This window comes from Paenibacillus sp. NMA1017, assembly GCF_058895805.1.
Genome location: NZ_JBZXYR010000006.1, coordinates 228545 through 251559, shown reverse-complemented (window position 1 = coordinate 251559; position 23015 = coordinate 228545). Strand labels below are relative to the sequence as shown.

Annotated in this window: 14 protein-coding genes; 10 read left to right on the top strand and 4 right to left on the bottom strand. The window is 46.1% G+C overall.

Annotation, left to right across the window (positions count from 1 at the left end; translation table 11 throughout):
- Positions 1 to 403 precede the first annotated feature (403 nt).
- The 3 genes from AC5ELV_RS17050 to AC5ELV_RS17040 all read left to right on the top strand — a co-directional run bounded on the left by AC5ELV_RS17050 (position 404) and on the right by AC5ELV_RS17040 (position 7485).
- Complete coding sequence (locus AC5ELV_RS17050) at positions 404 to 1351, top strand: copper amine oxidase N-terminal domain-containing protein (RefSeq protein WP_493431117.1); 948 nt, start codon at positions 404 to 406, stop codon at positions 1349 to 1351.
- 4 nt (positions 1352 to 1355) lie between these two features.
- Positions 1356 to 4652 (top strand): DUF5704 domain-containing protein, encoded by a 3297-nt coding sequence (locus tag AC5ELV_RS17045; RefSeq protein ID WP_493431116.1) that lies wholly within the window; start codon positions 1356 to 1358, stop codon positions 4650 to 4652.
- 337 nt (positions 4653 to 4989) lie between these two features.
- Positions 4990 to 7485, top strand: coding sequence for a rhamnogalacturonan lyase (locus AC5ELV_RS17040; protein ID WP_493431115.1), 2496 nt, complete (start codon positions 4990 to 4992; stop codon positions 7483 to 7485).
- A gap of 395 nt (positions 7486 to 7880) precedes the next feature.
- Here AC5ELV_RS17040 and AC5ELV_RS17035 read toward each other — a convergent pair whose 3' ends face one another.
- The 4 genes from AC5ELV_RS17035 to AC5ELV_RS17020 form a co-directional block, all read right to left on the bottom strand.
- The gene (locus tag AC5ELV_RS17035; protein ID WP_493431114.1) at positions 7881 to 8411 is read right to left on the bottom strand and encodes a hypothetical protein; all 531 of its coding nucleotides are present in this window, start codon (positions 8409 to 8411) and stop codon (positions 7881 to 7883) included.
- Positions 8362 to 8748, bottom strand: coding sequence for a hypothetical protein (locus tag AC5ELV_RS17030; RefSeq protein WP_493431113.1), 387 nt, complete (start codon positions 8746 to 8748; stop codon positions 8362 to 8364). The genes AC5ELV_RS17035 and AC5ELV_RS17030 overlap by 50 nt, the downstream gene beginning before the upstream one ends.
- Positions 8749 to 9003: 255 nt before the next feature.
- Positions 9004 to 9504, bottom strand: a complete 501-nt coding sequence (locus AC5ELV_RS17025) for a hypothetical protein (protein ID WP_493431112.1) — start codon at positions 9502 to 9504, stop codon at positions 9004 to 9006.
- Positions 9505 to 10636: 1132 nt separating this feature from the next.
- Positions 10637 to 11677: a substrate-binding domain-containing protein gene (locus tag AC5ELV_RS17020; protein WP_493431111.1), complete on the bottom strand. Its 1041-nt coding sequence runs from the start codon at positions 11675 to 11677 to the stop codon at positions 10637 to 10639.
- Between the two features lie 409 nt (positions 11678 to 12086).
- On the opposite strand from AC5ELV_RS17020, the gene AC5ELV_RS17015 reads away from it, so the two are divergent.
- The 7 genes from AC5ELV_RS17015 (at position 12087) to nifH (ending at position 22985) form a co-directional block, all read left to right on the top strand.
- Entirely contained in the window at positions 12087 to 13049 is a 963-nt protein-coding gene (locus AC5ELV_RS17015; RefSeq protein ID WP_493431110.1) for an ABC transporter permease, read from the top strand.
- 15 nt (positions 13050 to 13064) lie between these two features.
- A complete protein-coding gene (locus AC5ELV_RS17010) occupies positions 13065 to 13946 on the top strand; it encodes a carbohydrate ABC transporter permease (RefSeq protein ID WP_493431109.1) in 882 nt (293 codons plus the stop codon).
- Positions 13947 to 14006: 60 nt separating this feature from the next.
- The gene (locus AC5ELV_RS17005; RefSeq protein WP_493431108.1) at positions 14007 to 15596 is read left to right on the top strand and encodes an ABC transporter substrate-binding protein; all 1590 of its coding nucleotides are present in this window, start codon (positions 14007 to 14009) and stop codon (positions 15594 to 15596) included.
- Positions 15597 to 15621: 25 nt separating this feature from the next.
- A complete protein-coding gene (locus tag AC5ELV_RS17000) occupies positions 15622 to 17088 on the top strand; it encodes a glycoside hydrolase family 32 protein (protein ID WP_493431107.1) in 1467 nt (488 codons plus the stop codon).
- Entirely contained in the window at positions 17085 to 20342 is a 3258-nt protein-coding gene (locus tag AC5ELV_RS16995; RefSeq protein ID WP_493431106.1) for a glycoside hydrolase family 32 protein, read from the top strand. The genes AC5ELV_RS17000 and AC5ELV_RS16995 overlap by 4 nt, the downstream gene beginning before the upstream one ends.
- Positions 20343 to 20612: 270 nt before the next feature.
- Positions 20613 to 22112: a nitrogenase cofactor biosynthesis protein NifB gene (nifB, locus tag AC5ELV_RS16990; protein WP_493431105.1), complete on the top strand. Its 1500-nt coding sequence runs from the start codon at positions 20613 to 20615 to the stop codon at positions 22110 to 22112.
- Positions 22113 to 22118: 6 nt separating this feature from the next.
- Complete coding sequence (nifH, locus tag AC5ELV_RS16985; RefSeq protein ID WP_023987270.1) at positions 22119 to 22985, top strand: nitrogenase iron protein; 867 nt, start codon at positions 22119 to 22121, stop codon at positions 22983 to 22985.
- Positions 22986 to 23015: the final 30 nt, after the last annotated feature.

Here is a 23015-nt window from a genome sequence, read left to right as displayed (position 1 = left end):
ATTTTTCGTCCGGTATGATTTATGATGTAAGAAATATTGGATGATGCTGGAATAATCCATGTGGTGGTATGAGCTGATATATTTATAGTTTTGTTGCACGTGAAGCACACGGGCTGTTTCTTCCTTCATAGGGGAGAGGCAGCCCTTTTTTGTTGAGATTTTTAGAAATATAACTTTTTTAAGAGACATTTCTATGATTTAGGGGGAGGGATTGCTCAAAAGAGTCTATTTGTTTGTTTGGATTGCTTTGTATTAGAAGTTTTTCTTATAGATTTTGTAACAGGAAAACCCTATAATGTATAAGTTGTATCCAGTATTTTCCGAAAGTGGGGATGCGATAAGTTTATGAGATTAGAGATGATATACATAGTTTAAAGTTTAAGCTGACAAAGGGGATAGAGAGATGAGTATGAAAAAATGGATGTTGAGTTTGACCGCAGTCACGTTGCTATGGGGAGCGACAAGTACGATTCCAACGACGGAGGCGGCAAGCAGCACCAAACCCATTGAAGTTTTGTTAAACGCGAAAAAAATACAGTTTCCAGATGCTAAACCTTTTCAGGATAGTAACGATTATGTGATGGTTCCGATTCGTTTTGTATCCGAAGCGCTAGGGGCTAAGGTAGGCTGGGAGAAAACAGGCGGTCAATTGGCTGTGTCGATTAAAAATGATGCACATGCTGTTAACATGACAGTGGGCCAAGACACCGCTACCGTGGATGGGCAGACCAAAACGTATGAGACAAAGATTATTTTGAAGCAAAACCGTACTTTTGTGCCGCTGCGGTTGGTGAGTGAGGGTCTGGGGCAAACGGTGGAGTGGGATAAGGTCAGTCGTTGGGTATGGATTGGAAAGAAGGAAATTGCCGCGCTGGAGACTAAGGGAGAACAGGTAAGCATTGAACCGTATAAGAAGGCGATTAGTACAATTCCCAACCTCATGAAGAACGTTGTTGATGGTACGACATACGAGAAAGTGGTTATTTTTAAACGATCTGATCTACCGATCAAGCTGCTTCGGGATATTTATTCGATTGAACCTTACACAACTCCTAAAGGTGTTCCTTACCTGCGGATGAGAGTAAAAACAAGTTCGAGTACAGGGGCCAGTATTTTTTACCTGACCAAGAACAAGGATGCACGTCTACGTCCTCCATTGGATGAGTTGACGCAGGACAACGGTGATGGTACAAAAATGATTTATTACCCGATCTATTCGTCTGCTGATGAGCTTTTCCAAGGAATTAAAGATTATAAGTCTTTCAAGCTGGCAGACATTCAGTACATTGGATTTCGCTTGCAAGGCGATGGCTATATTCCAATGATGGTCAACCCGTGGAAGGGTAATTAAGTACATGAAAAACACGAAACGAATTCTGGCCGTATTGCTGGTGGGGGTACTGCTTTTGTTGCAGCTCTCACCTTTTTCTTTTCCCACCGATAAGGTGGCAGCCGATTCAGAAGAAATCACACCGCTGTCCTACTATCCAGACAAGAATGCCCGGTATTTTGTTGGGATGATGTACTTCGATATGTGGATGAACACCGCTGGTAAATGGGTAACCGACGGTGGTAAAGAGCCAGGAAAAGGGATGCACGGTGAGGCGAAGTTCACATACAAATTTAATTTCCCCGGTCGTAAGATTAAGAGCGTTGAAGCAAAGTTGTATAATCCAGCAGCGGAGGTCAACAAAAATAATCCTGATTATAAAAAGTATTTTTCAAAATCTCGGTTTGATGATTACACTGAGTATGTAGATTATGTAAGTGATGGTACGAAGGAAGACGACATTCTTCCCTATCATATAAAGGGGGTTGGAACTGATACAACCATTATTCCAATCACTGTAAATATAAAACTGGATGCGATAACTCGACCTAAAAATATCAAGGAAGAGAGCTGCCCGAACTGCGCCAAAGAGGTCAAAGCGTACCGCATCTACCAACCCATCCTGTTCAAAATCGAACTGGAGAGCAACCTAATCGTCAAACATTTTACCACTGACGGAAAATCTCTTAACAACGTATTTACACCAATAGAAGATGAATTAAAATCTGATCAACTGTATGATTTTACCCCCCCAACCAACCCGAAATATGAGTATGTGGGTTACAAGAAAAGCACGACAGGTAAACCGCCAAGCGGAGATATTTTGCCGGGGATTGTACCTGGATTTACCTATGACGGTTCTTTTGAGCAGTTTACCGCTTATTTGTATTACAAAGAAGCTCAGGGCTGTCCTAAGCCTGGAGAAAGCCAAGAGGGAGTACCCTCAGATTGCCAAGATAATGAACAGCCAACGAAAGGTGTTGTCTGCTCCCGCCCCGTTCCAGGTCTGCGTTTGGAAACTGCCGAACTGGACCCGACAGTATCTGCCGTTATCAAAGCGGACCAGCGTGGTCGGGAACGATTTGACGTATCCAAAGGTATTCCTACATCTGAAAGCCTATACGGTCATGTGCAAGCGAAGAGATACCTTTTTCAACATAAGTTTGTGAACATGACAGGCCAGTGTACATATACAGTGAACGTAAAACGGGAATATCGATTGACCTGGCGGCCTAAGAAAAAATCTCGGCGGAGTGAGACCGTGAAGCGAACCTATACTTACCAAATCGTCCGTCCATACTCATATTGGACGATAGATAATTTGGAGGTGTACGGCATTAAGGAGGCTACGCTCCGAAATTATGCGTTACCTAATGAAACAATCACTTTGCGTCCGCAATCCTATACCCCCCCTTCCTATATTGCAGCGACTCAGGGCAATTTTTATCCGCCCCCTGCACCCGGGACAGTGGATGGCGGTAGTCGTAGTAAAAATGGTGGGAGCAGCAAGCCGAGTGTACCTGATGACCGTAGTGCACTGAAATCCAAGGCAGAGGGGGCTGTTAAGGAAATCGAAGTGGAGAACGATACTCTGACCTTTGAAAATAAAATCATTATGAATCCGGAGCGCGTTAAGGTGAATGGCCCTAAACCAGGTGTTATTCCCTCTTCCGGAGCGATTGGGCCGGATGTGCTGTACAGTCCGGATCATGTGATTGATAAGTATAAGATAAATAAGTCCAATACGCCCAGCAGCGGTGACATCACTTACGCTATTCTCAAAGGAAATATCAATGGAGGTGCGGATAAAACGTTCCCGATACAGGGCATTAATACGGTGACTGTCCACACTCCCGTAGTGAATCTGTCTAGTGTATCGGACGATGCTGCTCATAACCAGAAAACCCAACCTACGAAAGGACGATCCGCGCTTATTTTGGAGCGCCCTTTCCGGGTGACGATCTCGACAGCAGGCCCACATTTGAACATTCCCGGCTATGGTGATCGGGAGTATGCCAAATATGTACGAACCAAGCAGGTGCGATTTCCGTTCGATGTCTACGACAAAGGGAAGACACAATTTTATCCACGAGGTACCTGGATCGACATTCCGGTGATGCAGCTCGACACAGACTTTTATCTTCCCGTGTGGGTGGATGAAGGCAACTATACAGTTGAGTTCCGTACCATTGCTGAAAATGCACCGGACGGGTTCACCGAACAGCGCCATGCCAACACGGATATCGCCCATCATGTTGCCAATGACGTGGTAAATATAGAAGTCATCGGACGGATGTATGATTTTCATATCACGGATATTGCCGATTACCATTGGGAGCAGGTGTTTCGGCAACGAAAGGGAAGCCCGACGCATAGCGGCCTGTCCTATTGGACGGGGCTTGGCAATATAGACGGGTTGCCTAGAGGGAACCCGGAGCCATTTACCTTACCCGTTCGCCCTGGCAGTCACCCATATGAAGGTTATGCAAATGTGGCGGTCAAGACAGGCTATCATTTCAAGTTTGACCTCAAAACCAAAGGCAATATGTTTAGCGCCAAGGACGGTATTCGCATCACGCCATCGTTCTATTGGGTGAGCAAAGATGGACGACAGCGAGGAGAGGTGGATCTGTATACACATTCCGGTAGCCGGAAATTTATCCGTTTGGGATCGGCGGAGGACCGGGAAAAGCGATATGTTATTTTAAATGAACGGCTGCGCAACGTGCTGATGGAGGAAATGCAGGACACGTCAGCCTACCAATACAAGCATGAGCTGAGTGAAGCACAGCAAAGCCAGTTGACGCTGGAACGTTATGTTTCTCTGTATGCTCACCGTATTGCACGCAGCAAGACCTGGATTGGACGTTACGACTGGCTGGTGCTGCCTGCGGCTGTGCGTACCTTGATTGGTCCGAAGACAGACCTGCCGGATGGGGTCAACGTTGATCGCGCTAATGCGTCGATTCAGCGTTGGTATGGTGAATATAGCCTGCCTGCTGATGTGTACGCAGTCACCAAAGGCACAGATTTGCGCGAGGTCAGCCGCCGTCAGGAGCTAAACGAGCATACAGATATATTCAAGAAAACGGGCTTTATCGTCGTCCGCTTTAATTTGGAATCACTCCGTCAGGGGGACGCTGAGCATCCGCATTTACAGTATATAAATGGTCCACTATTGAACCAGTGGCAACTGGAGGGTTACCGCAGAGAGATAAAAGACCCGTACGGGCATACCTTTCATTTACAGGACGGGGATGTAGTATTTTATCATGCAGATCAGTCCAGCCGGGACGATTTTAGTTCATTGGTTCCTCACTAACTTGCAGTAATCAAGACGAATCCTTATCAATAGTTAGCGCGAAAAATACGAAAACGGACAATGGGAACAATCTACTGTCCGTTTTTATTTCCTTTTGCGTTTATGCGAATATGTAGACCCTATCTTCAGCCCTCGACATGCCGTTTTCATACAGCCTTGGTGGGGGCTGTTTTATTTGGAATGAGTAAACAACACGGTTTTGTGTAGAGAAATCCTCGGATATTTAAACGCGTTTGGGGGAACGGCAAAACTATAATAATAGGGAATTAATTTATGTAAGCGCAATCATTTCGGGTATTAGCTTGTCATCACAATACAATTGAGGAGGACGACCTGGATGGCTCAAGGGAAAGGCGCATGGCGAAAGGGAAGCTTGACCGCCGCGTTGGCAGCGATGCTGGCGATGACAGGAACGACTGGAGGAGTGGCTGCGGAAGACTTATCCGAACCGACGCTGCAGGCGGAATCAGCAATCGCAGTTGAACAGAACCGTAGCGGCAGCATTCAGTTGGAAAAGCTTGACCGCGGACTGGTAGCTGCGGTGACGCAGGAGGGGGTATTTTTAAGCTGGCGATTATTGGCTCAAGAAGTGAACGGTTATGGATCAACGGGGCTGACAGGAGCGGACTTTAACGTATACCGTGACGGTAAGAAGATCGCGACAGTGACCGACAGTACCAACTATGTGGATAAGGAGGGAAATGGAAAATCAGTATACAGAGTAGCTTCAGTCGTTAATGGGCGGGAAAAGGATCGTAGCGCCAAAGTGAAGCCATGGCAACAGGGTTACTATGAACTTCCTCTCCAAAAGCCTGCCGATGGCGTAACACCCGCAGGTGAATCCTATACTTATTCGGCCAACGATATGAGTGTAGGGGATGTGGATGGAGACGGACAATATGAATTTTTTGTAAAATGGGACCCGTCGAACTCCAAAGATGTATCTCAGAAGGGGTATACCGGAAATACGTATGTCGATGCATATACGGCCGAAGGCAAGCTGCTGTACCGGATCGACCTAGGCGTGAATATTCGATCAGGTGCGCATTATACACAGATGATGGTGTACGATTTTGACGGCGATGGTAAAGCCGAGCTGATGTTCAAAACGGCTCCAGGGACCAAAACGATTTCTTTTGACAAAAAGGGCAAGCCGAAAAAAGAAAAGTATATTACTCTGCCACGTGAGGATCGCAAAGCAGGGATTACACATGAGGATGATTACCGTTTGAGTCGCTCGGATTATTATGAGCATGTGGTGAACATGTTCATGAACTGGACGAAGCATGAAGAAGTGGTCAAGGGAAAATGGCCTGCTACGCTGGAGGAATGCTTTGGTATTGCTCCAAAGTACAGCTACCCGTTATCCCGAAAGAATGCGGAAAGCCTGACGGATTACTTTATGGATGTGTATGCTCCTGCGCGGAGCGACAAAAACAAGCTGAGAGAATATGAAGGTTTCATTGTGGATGGACCGGAGTATTTGACCATTTTTAAAGGAAAAACAGGTACCGAGCTGGAGACGATTCGCTATGAGCCGGAGCGTCATGACGATGGCCTCATGTGGGGAGACTACGCCATGGCCCGAATTGAACCCGCCAACCGTGTAGACCGCTTCCTGGCAGGTGTGGCTTACCTGGACGGACGCAAGCCGTACGCCGTATTTGCACGCGGCTATTATACGCGTTCCACTTTGGCCACCTACACATGGGATGGTCGCCATCTCCAAAAACATTGGATGGTGGACAGTGGCTGGACACCGATGACCAATCCATTTAACGATAGTCCGCACGGGCGTGATGGAACGGACCCGAAATTTGGCACCTTGACCACACAGGGAGCGCATTCTTTGAGCGTGGTGGATGTGGACGGTGACGGCAAGGACGAAATCGTATACGGTTCCGCCACGATTGACCATGATGGCAGCCTGTTGTACAGCTCATTCGATGTCATGCCTCCTGAAAGTGCAACTCCGGGTCAAACCGCCAGATTGGGACACGGTGACGCGCTGCATGTGACCGATATTGACCCGGATCGCCCCGGCAAAGAAATCTTTATGGTACATGAAGGTGGCACCTACGCTCCATATGGCTATTCTTTGCGGGATGCCAAAACGGGTGAAATCATTTACGGCGCATATTCCGGCAAGGATACAGGTCGGGGCATGGTCGGTGACATAGACCCGGATCAGCGAGGTCTGGAGACTTGGGCCATAGGCCTATGGACCGCAGCGGGTAAACAGCTGGATACGAAGATGCCGGGTACCAATATGAGTATCAAATGGGCAGCCGATATGACCACACAAATCGTAAACGGCGCAATTGATGTAACCCCAACCATTGAAGATTGGAAACGAGGAACATTGTTGACCGCCACTGGAACCAAAACGAACAACTATACCAAAGGAACTCCATCGCTGGTAGCCGACATTTTCGGAGATTGGCGGGAGGAAATGCTCGTCCGCACAGCGGATAGCTCGGCGATTCGTATCTATCTGAGCACCGAACCTACGACACATAAATTGTACACGTTGATGCATGATCCTCAGTATCGCACAGATGTGGCGCGTCAAAATACCGGGTATAACCAGCCGTCCTACACAAGCTTCTACTTTGCATCCGACATGGATTGGGCGAATGTGCCGATCCCCAAGCTCTACACACCAAAAGCCTTGATGGAGGAAGACAACAGTGATGAGGTGGATGAGGCAAAGGCAGCAGAGGTAGATGAAACTAAAATCGATGAAACGAAAGTCGATGATGGGGCGGAAATAGATGCGAAGGAAATAGAGGGAGAGTCAGTAGTTCCTGTAGTTCCAGCAGAGAGTTTATAAACAACTAGCTGAAGACTAAGGTTCTATTTCCACGTATAAGTTAGTTAATGGATTTAGAAAAATGGCAAGCCTCTGGATTATTTAGAGGCTTGCCTTTTTGTATCCACAAGTTAGTATAGACGACTCTATCCATGGTAGGCATTTCTGGTTTTAGACCACCTCTAAAATAGTAGATCTGCTGAAAGCAGCGGAGAGGACGGAACGATTGCGAAAAAGCGTCAGCGGTCGCATATGACCCCAAATATAAAAGAACCATCAATGTCAGGAGGACTTCCCCAACACTGATGGTTCTCATTACAGCAGAAAATCACATTTAGTTCCAACCGTGATTATCTGGTGAAAAAGTTGTAAAAGATCCTGTGTTGCTGCTGGTAAAGCCACTTAGGGGGACAATACTAACGAGAGCGAATATCACCATCACAGATACTAACGCCTTCTTCATGCTTCAACAGCTCCTTACAAAGATTTTGATACTGCTCTGTTTGCTTATTTGAAGCATACTGCCGATAAACCTCAAATAGTACAACAAACTTTTTAAAGTCCGCATCATTAATCATATTATAAGATGTTAAAAACAGTAAAATAAGCTGTACAGAATCTTGATACCTTTGATGTTTAGCATAGTAAATAGCCCGATGATACAAGAATCTAAAATAGTGAGTTCTATTTGTAGCATCTTCGAGATTTCCAAAATCCTCGATTTTTTCTGAGAATTTTTCAAGTAGATCATCTATATTAACCGAATGAAGCGAAGCTGTCTCCATGATCGTGACGAGTCCGGGCAATAACTCTTCCGGATTATCTTCTAAAAATTGAACATACTCAGGTAGCACGCTCAATTTTCCAGACAGCAAATCATTCGTATACAGATTTGCTTTAGCAAAAAATTTGAATCGATCGACTTCTTCCCAGCCGATTTTGTCCAACCCCGAAAACCAGCCCAATTCCGAATACTTCAAAATATACTCTCTGGCCTGATCGTACAAACCGAGTTTTTGAAGAGCCGTTCCCTTGGCCAGATAGCTGAACCCGTAATACCAAAGGCCGTTCTGCCTTAAAGAGATAAGGTAATTTTTGCAAGCTTGCTTCTTGCGTTTCGTTATACATTTTCTCAGCAAGGCCGTGCAAATGATCGGCTATGGCCAATATATCTTCCCAGGCATGTTGAGAGAACCGCAAATGAAGTAATTCAATACATTTATCCAATCTATGATGATCCGTTAATAAATAAGTAGCGTCTTTCCCTTCCAAAACTTCTTCCATCCAACTTCCTCCCATAGTTTTTTTCGTAATATGGAGTATGTACACCAAGATGTGAGTTCCAGAAATTATAACAATCTAATACAAATATAGTCATTTTCTGTCCAGTGGTCAATTTTTTCTTACATAAATGCTAATTTTTTGTATCATCTGATATGATAAAAGGTTTATTCAAACTACGATATGACCTAAAAAATAAAACAAAGAAGCTCCAGACCGACGACGAAGGTCTGAAGCTCTCTTTGTTTTGATCAGCTATTATTTTGCGTCCGAAGGTAGTGAACCGGCTACGCCCCATACTTCCACATTAACTTTGTTTGAACCACCACGGAACTGAATTGTATATCGTCCGGAACGCATAGCATCAGCACTTCTCCAAACAGTTTCACTGTTTTTACTGATTGTCTGGCCGTCAACATACGCCTTACCAGAATCATTGTGTTCTACAGTAAAATCAACTGGGGCATTTGCATAGTTTCTAATGCGCAATTTAACATACCCAAAGCCCTTAGGAACCTCGAAGCTGCCTGGTGCGGTTGCACTTCCCCCTACAGTAAAGTTAAAGGAATTTCCCACGCTCTGAGGAGTTATGACATGGTCGTTAGTAGTTGCTGTACCAGCATCTTGGGTTGCAGTAGTGGATGTATTTGCAGAATCAGTTACAGCATCTGAATCCGCAAAGATCGCACTGGGCACGGCAATAGCTCCTCCTAGCAAACCTAAAGATAAGGCTGATGCAATTAAATGTTTTTTCTTCACTGATTATTCCTCCCTATATTTGTATAAAACTACCACCTTATTATACTAAAAGATTCCACTTATGATAGTGTTTCGACAAAAAATAGTAATATAGTATTAAATATATTATTTATTTCCATATTAATCCTGAATTTAATTGTTCGTATTTACTCAAAAATCTGTCTGGATCTCTTTGACGCATTTGGCTCGTTTTACTCCGAAAATCCGAACAATTTCCCAGACAGTTTATTTGGATGAATAAAAAAATGGAACAATGCTTTCATATTACCAGAACGTCGCAAGCGCATTAATGAGTTTTTACTACCCAAAACGATGTTCTCCAACCTGTATTAAGCTCTGATCAATTAGAAGAACTAAATTATGTCGTACTTCAATATATTGATTGTTCGTTGTGTTGTAGAGATTACCTATTATTGGGAGAAAGCTGCTCATCGCATCACTGGTACTTTGATAAAGTGTGATCTTATCAGCCTTAGCTTTACAGTATTATGCCAGTCATCCTAATTCAGATTTTGATGTTTGCGTTACAATAGTTGCAGCGGGAGCTAAAATAGGAGCTGCAAGTGATCTTTGGTTGCTGCAGTGGGTGCGGCACTAAGGGCAGTGGCGGAGTACCTCAGGACGGATAGCTTGTAGAAGGTTAACGGGATCTGTTCAAGGCGTGATGTATACGGGACCTGAACATGGACGGAGAAAGTAGGAACGAACCGTGGAAGTCTTTTATTATTCCAGTAAGCAATTTTTCAATATTTTCGGCAAAATTAGACGTTTTGCCCCGCTATCGAAGATCCTACTAATTGGAAAGTTCAGACGGCAACGTTTGCAAAACTCACTTCATCTGATTAAGGATGTTCGACTTCAGTGAACTTCTCACTGTAAAATCGCTTGTATGTTTATATAATAAAGAGACAGTCATGTAAACGACTGTCTCTTCTATCTTCAGCGTGACCGACTACTTGGCCAACCAGCCACCTGAAGAGAGCGACGGCGCACTAGATTTCCAGGCGGAACTGCAACATGCAGCGAGTGCCAGACGGCCGGTAAGCCGTTAAATAAACTCTGGATACAACAGCGATTGGAGCAACGTTCCGTTCGCGGAGCATCGCCAGAACACTTCTATTACTCTCACCATCTATCGCAATGTCGGAGTGGATTCTCTAAATATCGGCTCTGTTCTAATATGTGTGATCTGATAAGGTCGGGAGGGATCTTTGACCCGCGCCAGTAGCATCTCAGCCGCCGTAATGCCCATTTCGTTGTTGTAGATATGCACAGTGGATAAATGAGGTTCCACAATCCGGGATTCAGGAGCGTTATCAAACCCAAACACGGCAATGTCGTCAGGAATTTTCAAGTTTTTATTTTTGAGCGCTTTCATGACACTGACGGCAATAAAATCATTGGCGCACACGAACGCAGACGGTAACACACTCATGCTTTCCAGTTGTTTATCCATCCAATCCGATTCGGAGAAAAAATTTCGGTCCTGATCGACGATACAGCAAGATAAATCCACATTTAGACCTGCTTCGATTAAAGCTCTGTTATATCCAATCCACCGCTCGTTGAAGCTTTTGCAATGCTTATAATCCCCGACAAACCCGATCCGCGTAAGTCCCTGATGAATCAGACTTTTGGTGACAGAATAAACGCTATGTTCATTTTCCATCAACAATAAATCCGCTTTCAAATCAGGGTAAAAAATGTCCACAGAACAATCAATAAAGATCGTGGGCAGTCCCAAATCCGTAATAAGCTCACTATATTGTGGATCAAACATTTCAATACAAATAATTCCATCCGCCTTGGAGGCTTCGAAATTGTTAGGAAGTGTTCCTGCATGGATTTCATTTTCACGCACAATATGAATCGACAGATTATACCCTTCTGCGCTTATTCTTTTCTCCAAACCACTGATGAGTAAGGAGCCAAAATGTGAGCTGTTTGGCAGATTGCATGTGAACAGGGCAATGTTACCTTGATTTTTCGGGATGATGCTCTCCGTTTCCACATAGGCAAATTGCTTATATTTAAGTTCTATCGCTTTTTTAATGACCTTGTTCCGAGTATCAACCGGGATGCTATCACTACCGTTAATTGCTTTGGACGCGGTATTACGGGAGATTCCCAAAGCGTCAGCAATGTCTTGAATGGTGACTTTTTCTTTCTTCATAGACGGGTTCCACCTTCACTAATAAATGGATTGCCTGAGAGGTGCAATTTCCTCATACGGCTCTCCGTTCAGACCTAAAATGTATCCTAAATGTATAATAGTTCGCATAAAATAGCAATGTTAACATTACAAATGACCAAATTATTTTTACTTTTGTAATTATGTATCGATGAAGAGAAAAGAGTCATTGTCAACGATTAACTTTTAAAGTTGGAGTATGAGCTATGGCCATTATCATTTATTGTTACAAAAATGTAGATTAACAACAATTATTTTTGGTCAAATGTAAATAAATTATTTTACAAAAGTTGTTGACGGATGATATTTCGATTTGGTAAATTGAAGATGAAAAATGTAAGCCTTTTCACATTTGGTGTACAGACGTTGATTACAGATGGGGGGAATGCAAATGGCAAACTTGGCTAAGGTAGCTCAAAGGAATGCCAAACTGGGGGAGCAAAGGTCCATTGGCAGCAAATTAAACTATATTCACAAGAACTACTTTCTTTATGTACTGCTGGCACCTGCACTAATTCTTACGATTCTTTTCAAATATGTCCCGATGTATGGGGCGATTATTGCGTTCAAGGATTTTAGCCCACTCAAAGGGATCTGGGGAAGCGACTGGGTCGGGCTGAAATACTTTGCTAAATTTTTGAACTCACCAAATTTTACGGATATTTTCTTCAATACGCTGAAGCTGAGCTTCTATGGTCTTTTGCTGGGTTTCCCTGTACCGATCCTATTGGCGGTCATGCTGAACCAAATCCGCAAAGCGGGATTGAAAAAGAATATCCAGCTTGTATTGTACGCACCTAATTTTATCTCTGTCGTTGTTATTGTGGGGATGTTGTTTATTTTCTTGTCTCCGACGGGGCCGCTGAATCAAATCATTGCGTCGGTGACCGGCAACCCTGTGATCTTTATGACAGAGCCTGAATATTTCCGCTGGATTTATATCCTGTCTGGAATTTGGCAGGGGGCGGGGTGGTCTTCGATCATTTATGTAGCGGCGCTCGCGAATGTGGACCCTGAGCTGCATAATGCAGCAAGTCTGGACGGGGCTAATTTGCTCCAGCGCATTTGGCATATTGATTTACCGACGATTAAACCGATTATGGCGATTGTTTTTATTCTCGCAGCAGGAGGGATTATGTCGATTGGATTTGAGAAAGCGTATCTCATGCAGACATCCATGAATTTGCCTACTTCTGAAATTATTCCTACTTATGTGTATAAAGTCGGCTTGCAGTCTGGCAATTACGCCTATTCTGCGGCTGTCGGGCTATTCAATTCCGTGATCAACGTAGTGTTGCTGCTGACCGTTAACTTTATCGTCAAGAAGCTCAATGAGGGAGATGGGCTTTATTAGGAAAGGAGCCTCTTTATGCAAGTCAAACATTCCAATCTGGATCGCTTCATCCTAAGTGTGAATTACATTGTGCTCACTCTGGCTGTTTTGATTATCGTAGTTCCCTTGGGATATATCGTCATTGCCTCGTTTATGGACCCGACCATTTTGTTAAGCAAAGGGCTATCTTTTCGTATTTCGGATTGGAGTGTGGAGGGCTATCGGAAAATTTTGTCCAACCCGGCGATGCTCCGTGGATTTGCCAATTCGGTGTTCTATTCTTCATGCTTTGCCCTGATCTCCGTGACGGTTTCGATTTGCGCCGGCTACGCCTTATCGGTGAACAGCCTGGTGGGACGGAATTTCTTCATGACATTGTTTATCATCACCATGTTTTTCAGTGGAGGGCTGATTCCAACCTACCTGCTGGTCAAAAATTTAGGGATGCTGGATACCGTATGGGCCATTCTCCTTCCCGGTGCGATCAACGTGTGGGATCTGATTTTGGCGCGAACCTTCTTTAAGGGTGTTCCAAATGAATTAAAAGAAGCTGCCAACGTGGACGGGGCTTCAGACTGGACGATATTTTTCAGAATTGTGCTGCCACTGTCCAAACCGATTATTTTTGTGATTGCGCTATATGCCTTTGTCGGTCAGTGGAATTCGTATTTCGACGCCATGATCTATTTGGATAATCCACAACTGCATCCGCTTCAATTGGTACTGAGATCTATCCTGATCCAGAATCAGACGATGCCAGGCATGATTAGTGATCAATTAGCAATGGCAGAGCTAAAACGACTTTCGGAAATGATCAAATATTCATCTATTGTCATTTCAAGCCTACCGTTGCTGGTAATGTATCCTTTTTTCCAAAAATACTTTGAGAAGGGTGTTATGGTCGGCTCCTTAAAATAACAGGGCTGCACTTATCATACGCTACATGCTTCTTTACTTTATTCCATGGAGGTCATCCAGATGAAGATGCTCAAAACTGCCTCATTTGCCGCATTGGCGGCGATCTTGGTTCTTTCCGGCTGCGGCAGCAGCAGTTCCTCTAATGAGAACGAATCAACAGATGTGGATGGAAAAGTGACGCTTAACTTTTTAACTCAAAGCTCACCACTCGCTCCGGCAGACCCGAACGACAAGCTGATTAACAAACGGCTGGAAGAAAAAACGGGCATCCATATACGTTGGAAGAACTTTACCAGTGATCAGTTTGTTGAAAAAAGAAATTTGGCTATTGCTAGCGGGGATCTTCCGGATGCAGTGTTCGACGCGGGCTACTCGGACTATGATCTGCTTAAGCTGGCCAAAGACGGCGTCATTATTCCGGTAGAGGATTTGATTGAACAGCATATGCCGAATTTTAAAAAAGTGCTGGAGCAATCGCCGGAATATAAAGCCATGTTGACCGCGCCAGATGGACATATTTATTCTTTTCCGTGGATTGAAGAATTGGGGACGGGAAAAGAAGCAATCCAGTCCGTGGATGATTTGCCGTGGATTAATGTGGAGTGGTTGAAGAAGCTGGGGTTGTCCATGCCAAAAACGACCGAAGAGCTGAAGCAGGTCTTGATTGCTTTTAAAACAAAAGATCCCAACGGTAACGGGCAGGCGGACGAAATTCCGTTATCGTTTATAGATAAACCTGGCGGCGAGGACTTGGCCTTTTTATACGGTTCCTTTGGTCTTGGAGAGAACTGGGATCATACAGTAGTGACAAATGATGGGAAAGTTGTTTTTACAGCAGCAGATAACGGATATAAGGAAGCAGTCAAATATATTCATGATTTATACAAGGAAGGGCTGGTGGACATAGAGTCTTCCCAGCAGGATTGGAACACATATCTGGCCAAAGGGAAGGATCACCGCTATGGCCTGTACTTTACATGGGATAAAGCGAATATTACAGGCACGAATAAAAAATATGACCTCATGCCGCCACTGGCTGGTCCAGATGGACATGTAAATGTCACACGGTCGAATGGCATTGGCTTCGATCGGGGGCGCATGGTGATCACCAGTACCAATAAGAAGTTGGAAGCTACCGCTAAATGGATTGACCAACTCTATGATCCGATCCAGTCCATACAGAACAATTGGGGAACTTACGGGGATACCAAGCAGAAAAATATTTTTGAGTATGATACCGCAAAGGGAATGCTGAAGCATCTACCGCTGGAAGGATCAGCTCCGGTGGAAATCAGACAAAAGACGAACATTGGTGGACCGTTAGCTGTATTGGATGAATACTACGGAAAATACACTACGCAGCCGGAAGATGCCACATGGAGACTGGGTTTGCTCAAAAAGGTGATGGTTCCCCATATGCAGGCGGATCATAATTATCCCAAAGTGTTTTTCTCCATAGACGAGCTGGACCGCTTATCGACCATTGAAACTGATCTATTTGCCTATGTTCTCCGAAAACGTACGGAATGGTACCAGAATGGCAAGGTCGAGGAGGAGTGGCCGGAATATTTGCAGGAGCTGGACAGTCTGGGGCTACAGGAATGGTTGCAAATCAAACAGGCTGGCTATGACAGAAACGTAAGTAAATAATTCTTTTTCGAGGGAGCTGGAGTATATGAACATGATTAGACAAGATGAATACCGTCCATCCTATCACTTTTCACCGAAAAGCGGATGGCTGAATGATCCGAACGGAATGGTTTATTTTGAAGGACGTTATCATTTGTTTTATCAGCATCACCCATTTGGCACAACATGGGGACCTATGCATTGGGGGCATGCTGTCAGCACTGATTTGGTGACCTGGGAGGAGCAACCGATTGCTTTGGAGCCAGATGAGCAAGGGATGATTTTTTCGGGAAGTGCCGTGGTGGATGAGCAGGATACATCTGGACTTTTTGGAGGTAAACCGGGTTTGGTTGCTATTTTCACTCATCATGGTTCGCTTCCAGACACGGATCAGATACGGCAGTCCCAGAGTCTTGCCTACAGTACCGATTCAGGTAAGAGCTGGATTAAATACACAGGCAACCCGGTGTTGGAGGATGAGCATTGCATTGATTTTCGGGACCCCAAAGTATTTTGGCATAAGCCTACAGAGCAGTGGGTGATGGTGCTGGCTTGTGGTCAGACGGTTCGAATCTATCATTCTCCTAATTTGAAGGAATGGGCCTTTGCTAGTGAATTTGGGCATGGTATAGGTAGCCATGACGCAGTGTGGGAATGCCCAGATTTATTTCCACTTTATGTTGATGGAGAGCCAACACGGGTGAAGTGGATCATGCTCGTAAGTATTGGCGATACTCCAGAGATTCGAGAAGGGTCTAGAACACAATATTTTACAGGTGAATTTGATGGGACGACATTTGTGGCGGATAAGGATAGCGAACAGGTCCGCTGGCTCGACCATGGCAGAGATAACTACGCAGGTGTGTGCTGGTCAAATATCCCGGTGGAGGACGGACGGCGCCTGTTTATTGGGTGGATGAGTAACTGGAGATATGCCAACCTAACACCGACCGAACGCTGGAGAGGGGCCATGTCCATTCCGAGAGAACTCGCGCTGGAAACGAGAAACGGCAAAGCTGCAATTATTCAGCGTCCTGTTCGGGAGTTGGAAGGATTGAGGACTCCTGTGCTATCCCTGAAAGAGCCGTCGTTGGCTGAAATTCAGACTGCATTTTCGGCCTTGCAGTTGGACTGCTATGAACTTGTGGCTGAATTTGCGACCGATAGAGACTTCGGTTTCAAAGTGCGGGTATCAGACGAACAGGAGACGCTCGTCGGCTATGCTTCCAAAACACAGGAAGTATATGTAGACCGGACACGGTCAGGCTGTTCAGATTTTCATGAGGACTTTGCGGGGAGACATGCTGTCACACTGGAAACGGCAGAAAACCGATTGTACATTCATATGTATGTGGATCGTTCGTCCATTGAAGTGTTTTTTAACCACGGGCAGGTGGTGATTACCGATTTAATATTTCCTGATGCAGAATCTAAGGGTCTTGATATATTCACAGCGGAAGAGCAGGTGACGTTATTTTCGCTGGAGCTTTATGCTTTGGAGGGTTGGCTGTGAGGCGGGAGTTCCCGACCACTCGAACGAATCTGACGGACTGGAAGATTAAAGGGAAGGGGCACATAGAAGATAACATTCAGGGACTTTTGCTGAGGGCGGAGCCGCAGGAAAATGTGATGGCTATGTCTGGAACAACGTCTCAGAATTTTACTTTTGAGGCGGATGTGATGGTCACAGACACACAGGCGGCTGTTGCGCTAGTATTCCGTTCCAGTGAGGACGGGTGGTCTTCCTATATGCTCCAGATTGTGCCGGCTGCCGGATTGTTGCGGCTGCGGGATGCTGCCGGGGATATTGGAAAACTGAAAGAGGAACGTCAAGTCAATTTAAAAAAAGGAGATATTTATCATCTCAAGGTGAGCGTAGAGGGCTCCCATCTTAAAGTGTTCTGGGATGAGGGGTATAATCCGATTATAGATGTGGTCGATACGACTTATACATCAGGATATTTGGGGCTGAATGTCTGGAATGGATCGGCATTATTTCAGAATATTCAAGTCAGTGATATGGATACGAATGTAAGCGAACCGCTCCTGATCCGTGGGAAATGGCAACCCGACCTGCGCGGGCTAAGGGCGGAGGGTGTAAGTACAGAGGGTGCATTGCAAATATATGGCCCCGCAGCTGCTGACCTGGTGCTGGAAGGCAGTGTGACGCTGAATCCTTCTGAACCGGGAATGGAAGCAGGACTATTTTTTAGAGGGAGTCAGGATGGGGAGAATGGATATGTTGCTTCTGTGCAAGGCGAAGGCAATCTGGTTCGCGTACAACTGAAGAAGGCGGACGGAACGTTGATGACAAGGTCGGCGCAGACATATCCGGGTGGGTTCAGCGGCAAACACCACTTGGAAATCATCGCTCATGGAGAGCGGATTCAGGTGTTTGTAGATGGCTATACGCCTGCGGCAATTGATATTATGGATAGCAGCAATACCGACGGATTTACAGGCTTGAAAGTGACTGGGGGAATCGCTTATTTTCAGGATTTCTACCTTACCCCTGTCTCGATTTACTACACAGAAAAATATCGCCCGCAGTATCATTATTCCCCTGCCAGAGGTTCAGCCAGCGATCCGAACGGATTGGTTTATTTCGAGGGGGAGTATCACCTGTTCCATCAGGATGGTGGTCAATGGGCACATGCGGTCAGTCTGAATTTGCTGGATTGGAAAAGGCTTCCGTTTGCATTGAAGTGGAATGATCTTGGTCATATCTGGTCCGGCTCGGCTGTAGCCGATCTAACCAATACTTCCGGCTTGTTCGGCGACTATGGCGGGAAAGGGCTGATTGCTTATTATACTTCCTTTAATCCCGATCAGCCCAAGGGAAACCAGAGAATCGGCTTTGCTTACAGCATAGACCGAGGACGGACATGGCGATATCCGACAGACCGTCCAATTGTAATAGAGAACCCGGGTCAAAGTGAAAACGATCCTGGCAATTGGGATTTCCGTGATCCTAAAGTAGTGTGGGATGAAGCCTATCAGCGCTGGATTATGGTCGTGTCGGGAGGCGATCATATCCGTTTTTTTACCTCCACCAACCTAATAGATTGGCGCTGGACGGATAACTTTGGCTATGGTGATTATATACGTGGTGGAGTATGGGAATGCCCGGATCTATTTCAGCTTCCGGTAGACGAGGGTAACACTTCTAAATGGGTGCTGATGATTAGCACTGGAGCCAGCACCAACACTCAAGGCTCGGATGCAGAATATTTTATCGGTGAACTGACACCTGATGGCAAATTTCAAAATGATCATTCACCGGGGAAGGTGTTGAAAACCGATTGGGGCAAGGAATTCTATGCCTCTATGTCCTTCTCCAATGTACCCGACGGGCGGCGTATCATGTTGGCATGGATGACGAATTGGGACTATCCGTTCAGCTTTCCGACTTCTCCCTGGAAGGGACAGTTTAGCATCCCGAGAGAGTTATCGCTAAAAACAACCCGTGAAGGCATGCGTTTGATACAGCATCCGATATCTGAGCTGGCTTTAATGCGTTCCCGTTTATTTTCGATAGAAAATCAAAGTGTCACGGAATCTTCTCCGAATATACTGGAAGGTTTGAATGCAGGTGCCTATGAGATTGAAGCGGAGTTCGAACTGCCTTCTGTTGGGGCTGCTTCGACATTCGGGTTTTACGTGCGGGATGGCGGTGAGCAAAGGACGGCAGTAGGCTATACAACAGACGCACAACAAATGTTTGTAAATCGTGCTGATTCAGGGCTTACTGATTTCTCCAGTCTGTTTTCAACGCTTCATAAAGCATCACTTGCACCTATCGGAAATCGAATCCAAATGCGCATAATTGTGGACGAATCCTCGGTTGAGGTGTTTGGGAATGATGGAGAAGTCGTCTTTTCGGAAATTATTTTGCCCGATTCGGCGCGAAGAGGGATGAGCTTTTACACCCAGGGTGGTGTGGTCAAAGTTGTTTCCCTCCATGTTTATGCCTTGCGGAACAGCTGGAGAGTACCAGGTGCTTCGTCCGCCAGAATGATCATGGATCACACTTATGTGGAGCTTGCGAGGGAGCAGTCGAAGCGTCTGTACGCGAGTGTGGAGGATGAGTCTGGAGAAAAAGAAAACTCGCTGATTTGGGTCTCTAACGATCCTGAGATTGTAAGGATCACTGCGTCCGAGGGCGGGAGTGCGCTAATGGAGGCGGTTGCCCCGGGAGAAGCTGTTTTTACAGCCTCCGATTCGGAGGATACGGTCCGCGGCAGTACCTTGGTTAAGGTGCACGGTGGGGTGTTTCATACCAACCTTACAGGTTGGAAGCCGGATGTTTCCGCATCGCGGTGGATGGTGACAACGGATGGGATACGAGGAAGCTATATTAGTGATGCGAATTATATGGCTGCTGAGCAGGCGGAAGATTTTACGTATGAGGCTGATATGAAGCTGTATGGAAATGGAAGTGCTGGATCCATGATTTTCCGCGCTAATGCTGACGGATCGAGTGGCTATTATCTGAATTTGGACCCCAATCTGAAATCCATCCGTCTGTTCTATAAAAAAGACGGCCGTTTCGAGGATCAGCAGGTGATTGCCAAGGTTCCAAGATTCGTTCTGCCGGAAATGTTTCATCATATTAAAATCGTGGCGGAGGGCCTGCGCATTCGCATTGATGTAGACGGTGAGCAGGTCATCGACCTGGAAGAGGGTACGTTTAGCGAGGGGCATGTGGGTGTGAATGTATTTGGAGGGCAGGCGTTTTACCAACATGTAAGGATCGAGCCAATTTGAATTTGTTATTTTAGAAGGAGAGCCGTCTTAACGGACTCTCTTTTTTTGCGTTTCAGTGTCATTGAGAATATGAAATGTAACCGTACACATGTAAATGATGCGATATATTATCTGACGTGAAATTTGACACATATGTGAAATGAGGGTGAATGTCAGAGATTTCATGGAGAAGTGAATTGACTGGATTTGTCCCTGTCTCTAAGATGTAATTATATTCCAGACAAAACAGAGATTTGTGTAAGGGAATATAACGTGAAGAGGAGGGAATGAATGGACTCTTTAGCTGATCTCTCGGAAACCCCCTTAGCATTGGAAACCCTCAGACGACATCCCTGTTATAACGAAGAGGCACATCGCTATTTTGCGCGCATTCATCTTCCAGTAGCCCCGGCATGCAATATTCAGTGCCATTATTGCAACCGCAAATTCGATTGCGTCAATGAAAGCCGTCCCGGCGTTGTTAGTGAACTGCTCACGCCGGAGCAGGCGGCGAGCAAGACCTATGGCGTAGCGGCACAGCTCATGCAGCTGTCCGTTGTCGGCATTGCGGGACCTGGAGATCCGCTGGCCAACGCGGAGGCGACCTTCGATACCTTCCGCCGGGTCCGTGAGACAGTTAAGGATGTCATATTCTGTCTCAGCACGAATGGCCTTACCTTGATCAGGCATATCGACAGGATTGTAGAGCTGGGCATTTCGCATGTCACGATCACGATCAATGCTGTAGATCCAGTGGTGGGGAGCCGCATTTATGGATGGGTCTACGATGAAGGAAAACGCTATGCAGGGGAGGAGGCCGCACGGCTGTTGATTGACCGCCAGCTGGCAGGCTTGAAGATGCTAGCTTCGAGAGGCGTATTGTGCAAGGTGAACTCGGTGCTAATTCCCGAAGTCAATGATGCCCATCTACCGGAGGTAGCCAGGGTGGTCAAGGAGCATGGCGCGGTGCTGCACAATATTATGCCGCTCATCATCGCACCCGGTAGTCGGTATGAGCAGGCAGGGATGCAGGCCCCCCGTCCCCGTTTGGTCCGGCAGCTGCAGGAGCAATGTGCTGAAGCGGGGGCTGTCATTATGCGCCACTGCCGTCAGTGCAGGGCGGATGCAATTGGTCTGCTGGGCGAGGACCGTAATCAGGATTTTACATGGGAGAACATAGCGGCTGCTCCTCCCATGGATGAAGGGGCAAGGGCACAATTTCAGAAAGAACTGGATGAGAAGGTGAGAGTGAGAATGGAACGCAAGGAGGGACGATCACACCACAAACAACCGTCAACCGGGGCTGGTTGTAGCTGCCCGTTATCTGGGGATAAGCCTGAAGCGAGCTTTACCTCAAAGCCAGTCCTAATCGCTGTGGCTAGTCGTGGTGGAGGGAAGGTGAATCAGCATTTCGGTCGTGCCAAGGAATTTATGATCTATGAAAGTGACGGGACCATCGTAAATTTCATAGGCATTCGTAAGGTGCAATCCTACTGTCACGGGAAAGCCGATTGCAATGGAGATAAGGCCGAGACGATCAAGGAGATCCTTTCCATGGTACATGATTGTGCATTGCTGCTGTCGTCCGGCATAGGCGAAGCCCCCAAAGAGGCATTGCAGGAAGCGGGCGTGCTGCCTATTGTGTGCGGCGGGGATATTGAGGAGTCCGTTCTGGAATATGTAAAATTTCTGCGTTATATGTATCCTGTGCAGACAGGTAAGAAAAGTAAGCGTAATAAGGGAGTTAAGGGCAATCATTCGGATTTACCCATTGAACATTTTGGAGGCTGAGAAAATATGAGACAAATTGCGTTTTACGGTAAGGGCGGTATCGGCAAATCGACAACCTCGCAGAATACACTGGCTCAACTCGCGACCAAATTCAAACAAAAAATTATGATCGTAGGCTGTGATCCCAAGGCAGACTCCACCCGTCTTATTCTGAATACGAAGGCCCAACAGACTGTGCTGCATCTGGCGGCTGAAAGGGGTACGGTGGAGGACTTGGAACTGGAGGATGTTGTCCAGAAGGGCTTCGGTGATATTCTGAACGTGGAATGCGGCGGGCCAGAGCCCGGTGTCGGCTGTGCAGGACGCGGTATCATCACAGCCATTAATTTTCTGGAGGAAGAGGGTGCCTACGAAGGGCTGGATTTCGTATCCTACGATGTACTGGGGGACGTCGTGTGCGGGGGGTTCGCCATGCCGATCCGGGAGAAGAAGGCGCAGGAAATCTACATCGTATGCTCAGGCGAGATGATGGCTATGTACGCTGCCAACAATATTGCGCGCGGGATCTTGAAGTATGCCAACAGCGGCGGGGTGCGTTTGGGCGGCTTAATCTGCAACAGCCGAAATACGGACCTGGAAGCGGAATTGATTACAGAGCTTGCAAGAAGACTGAACACGCAGATGATCCACTTTTTGCCGCGTGACAATGTTGTGCAGCACGCTGAGCTGCGCCGTATGACCGTTACCCAATATAACCCGGAACATAAGCAGGCTGCGGAGTATGAAGAGCTGGCAGGTAAAATTTTAAATAATGACATGCTAACGGTTCCTACTCCCATTTCCATGGAAGATCTGGAGGATCTGTTGATGGAATTCGGCATTATTGAGGATGAAGAAACCGCAATTAACAAAGCTGAGGCGTCCGGGCAGTAGGCTCCAGCTAGAAGGCTTAATGACGGAACT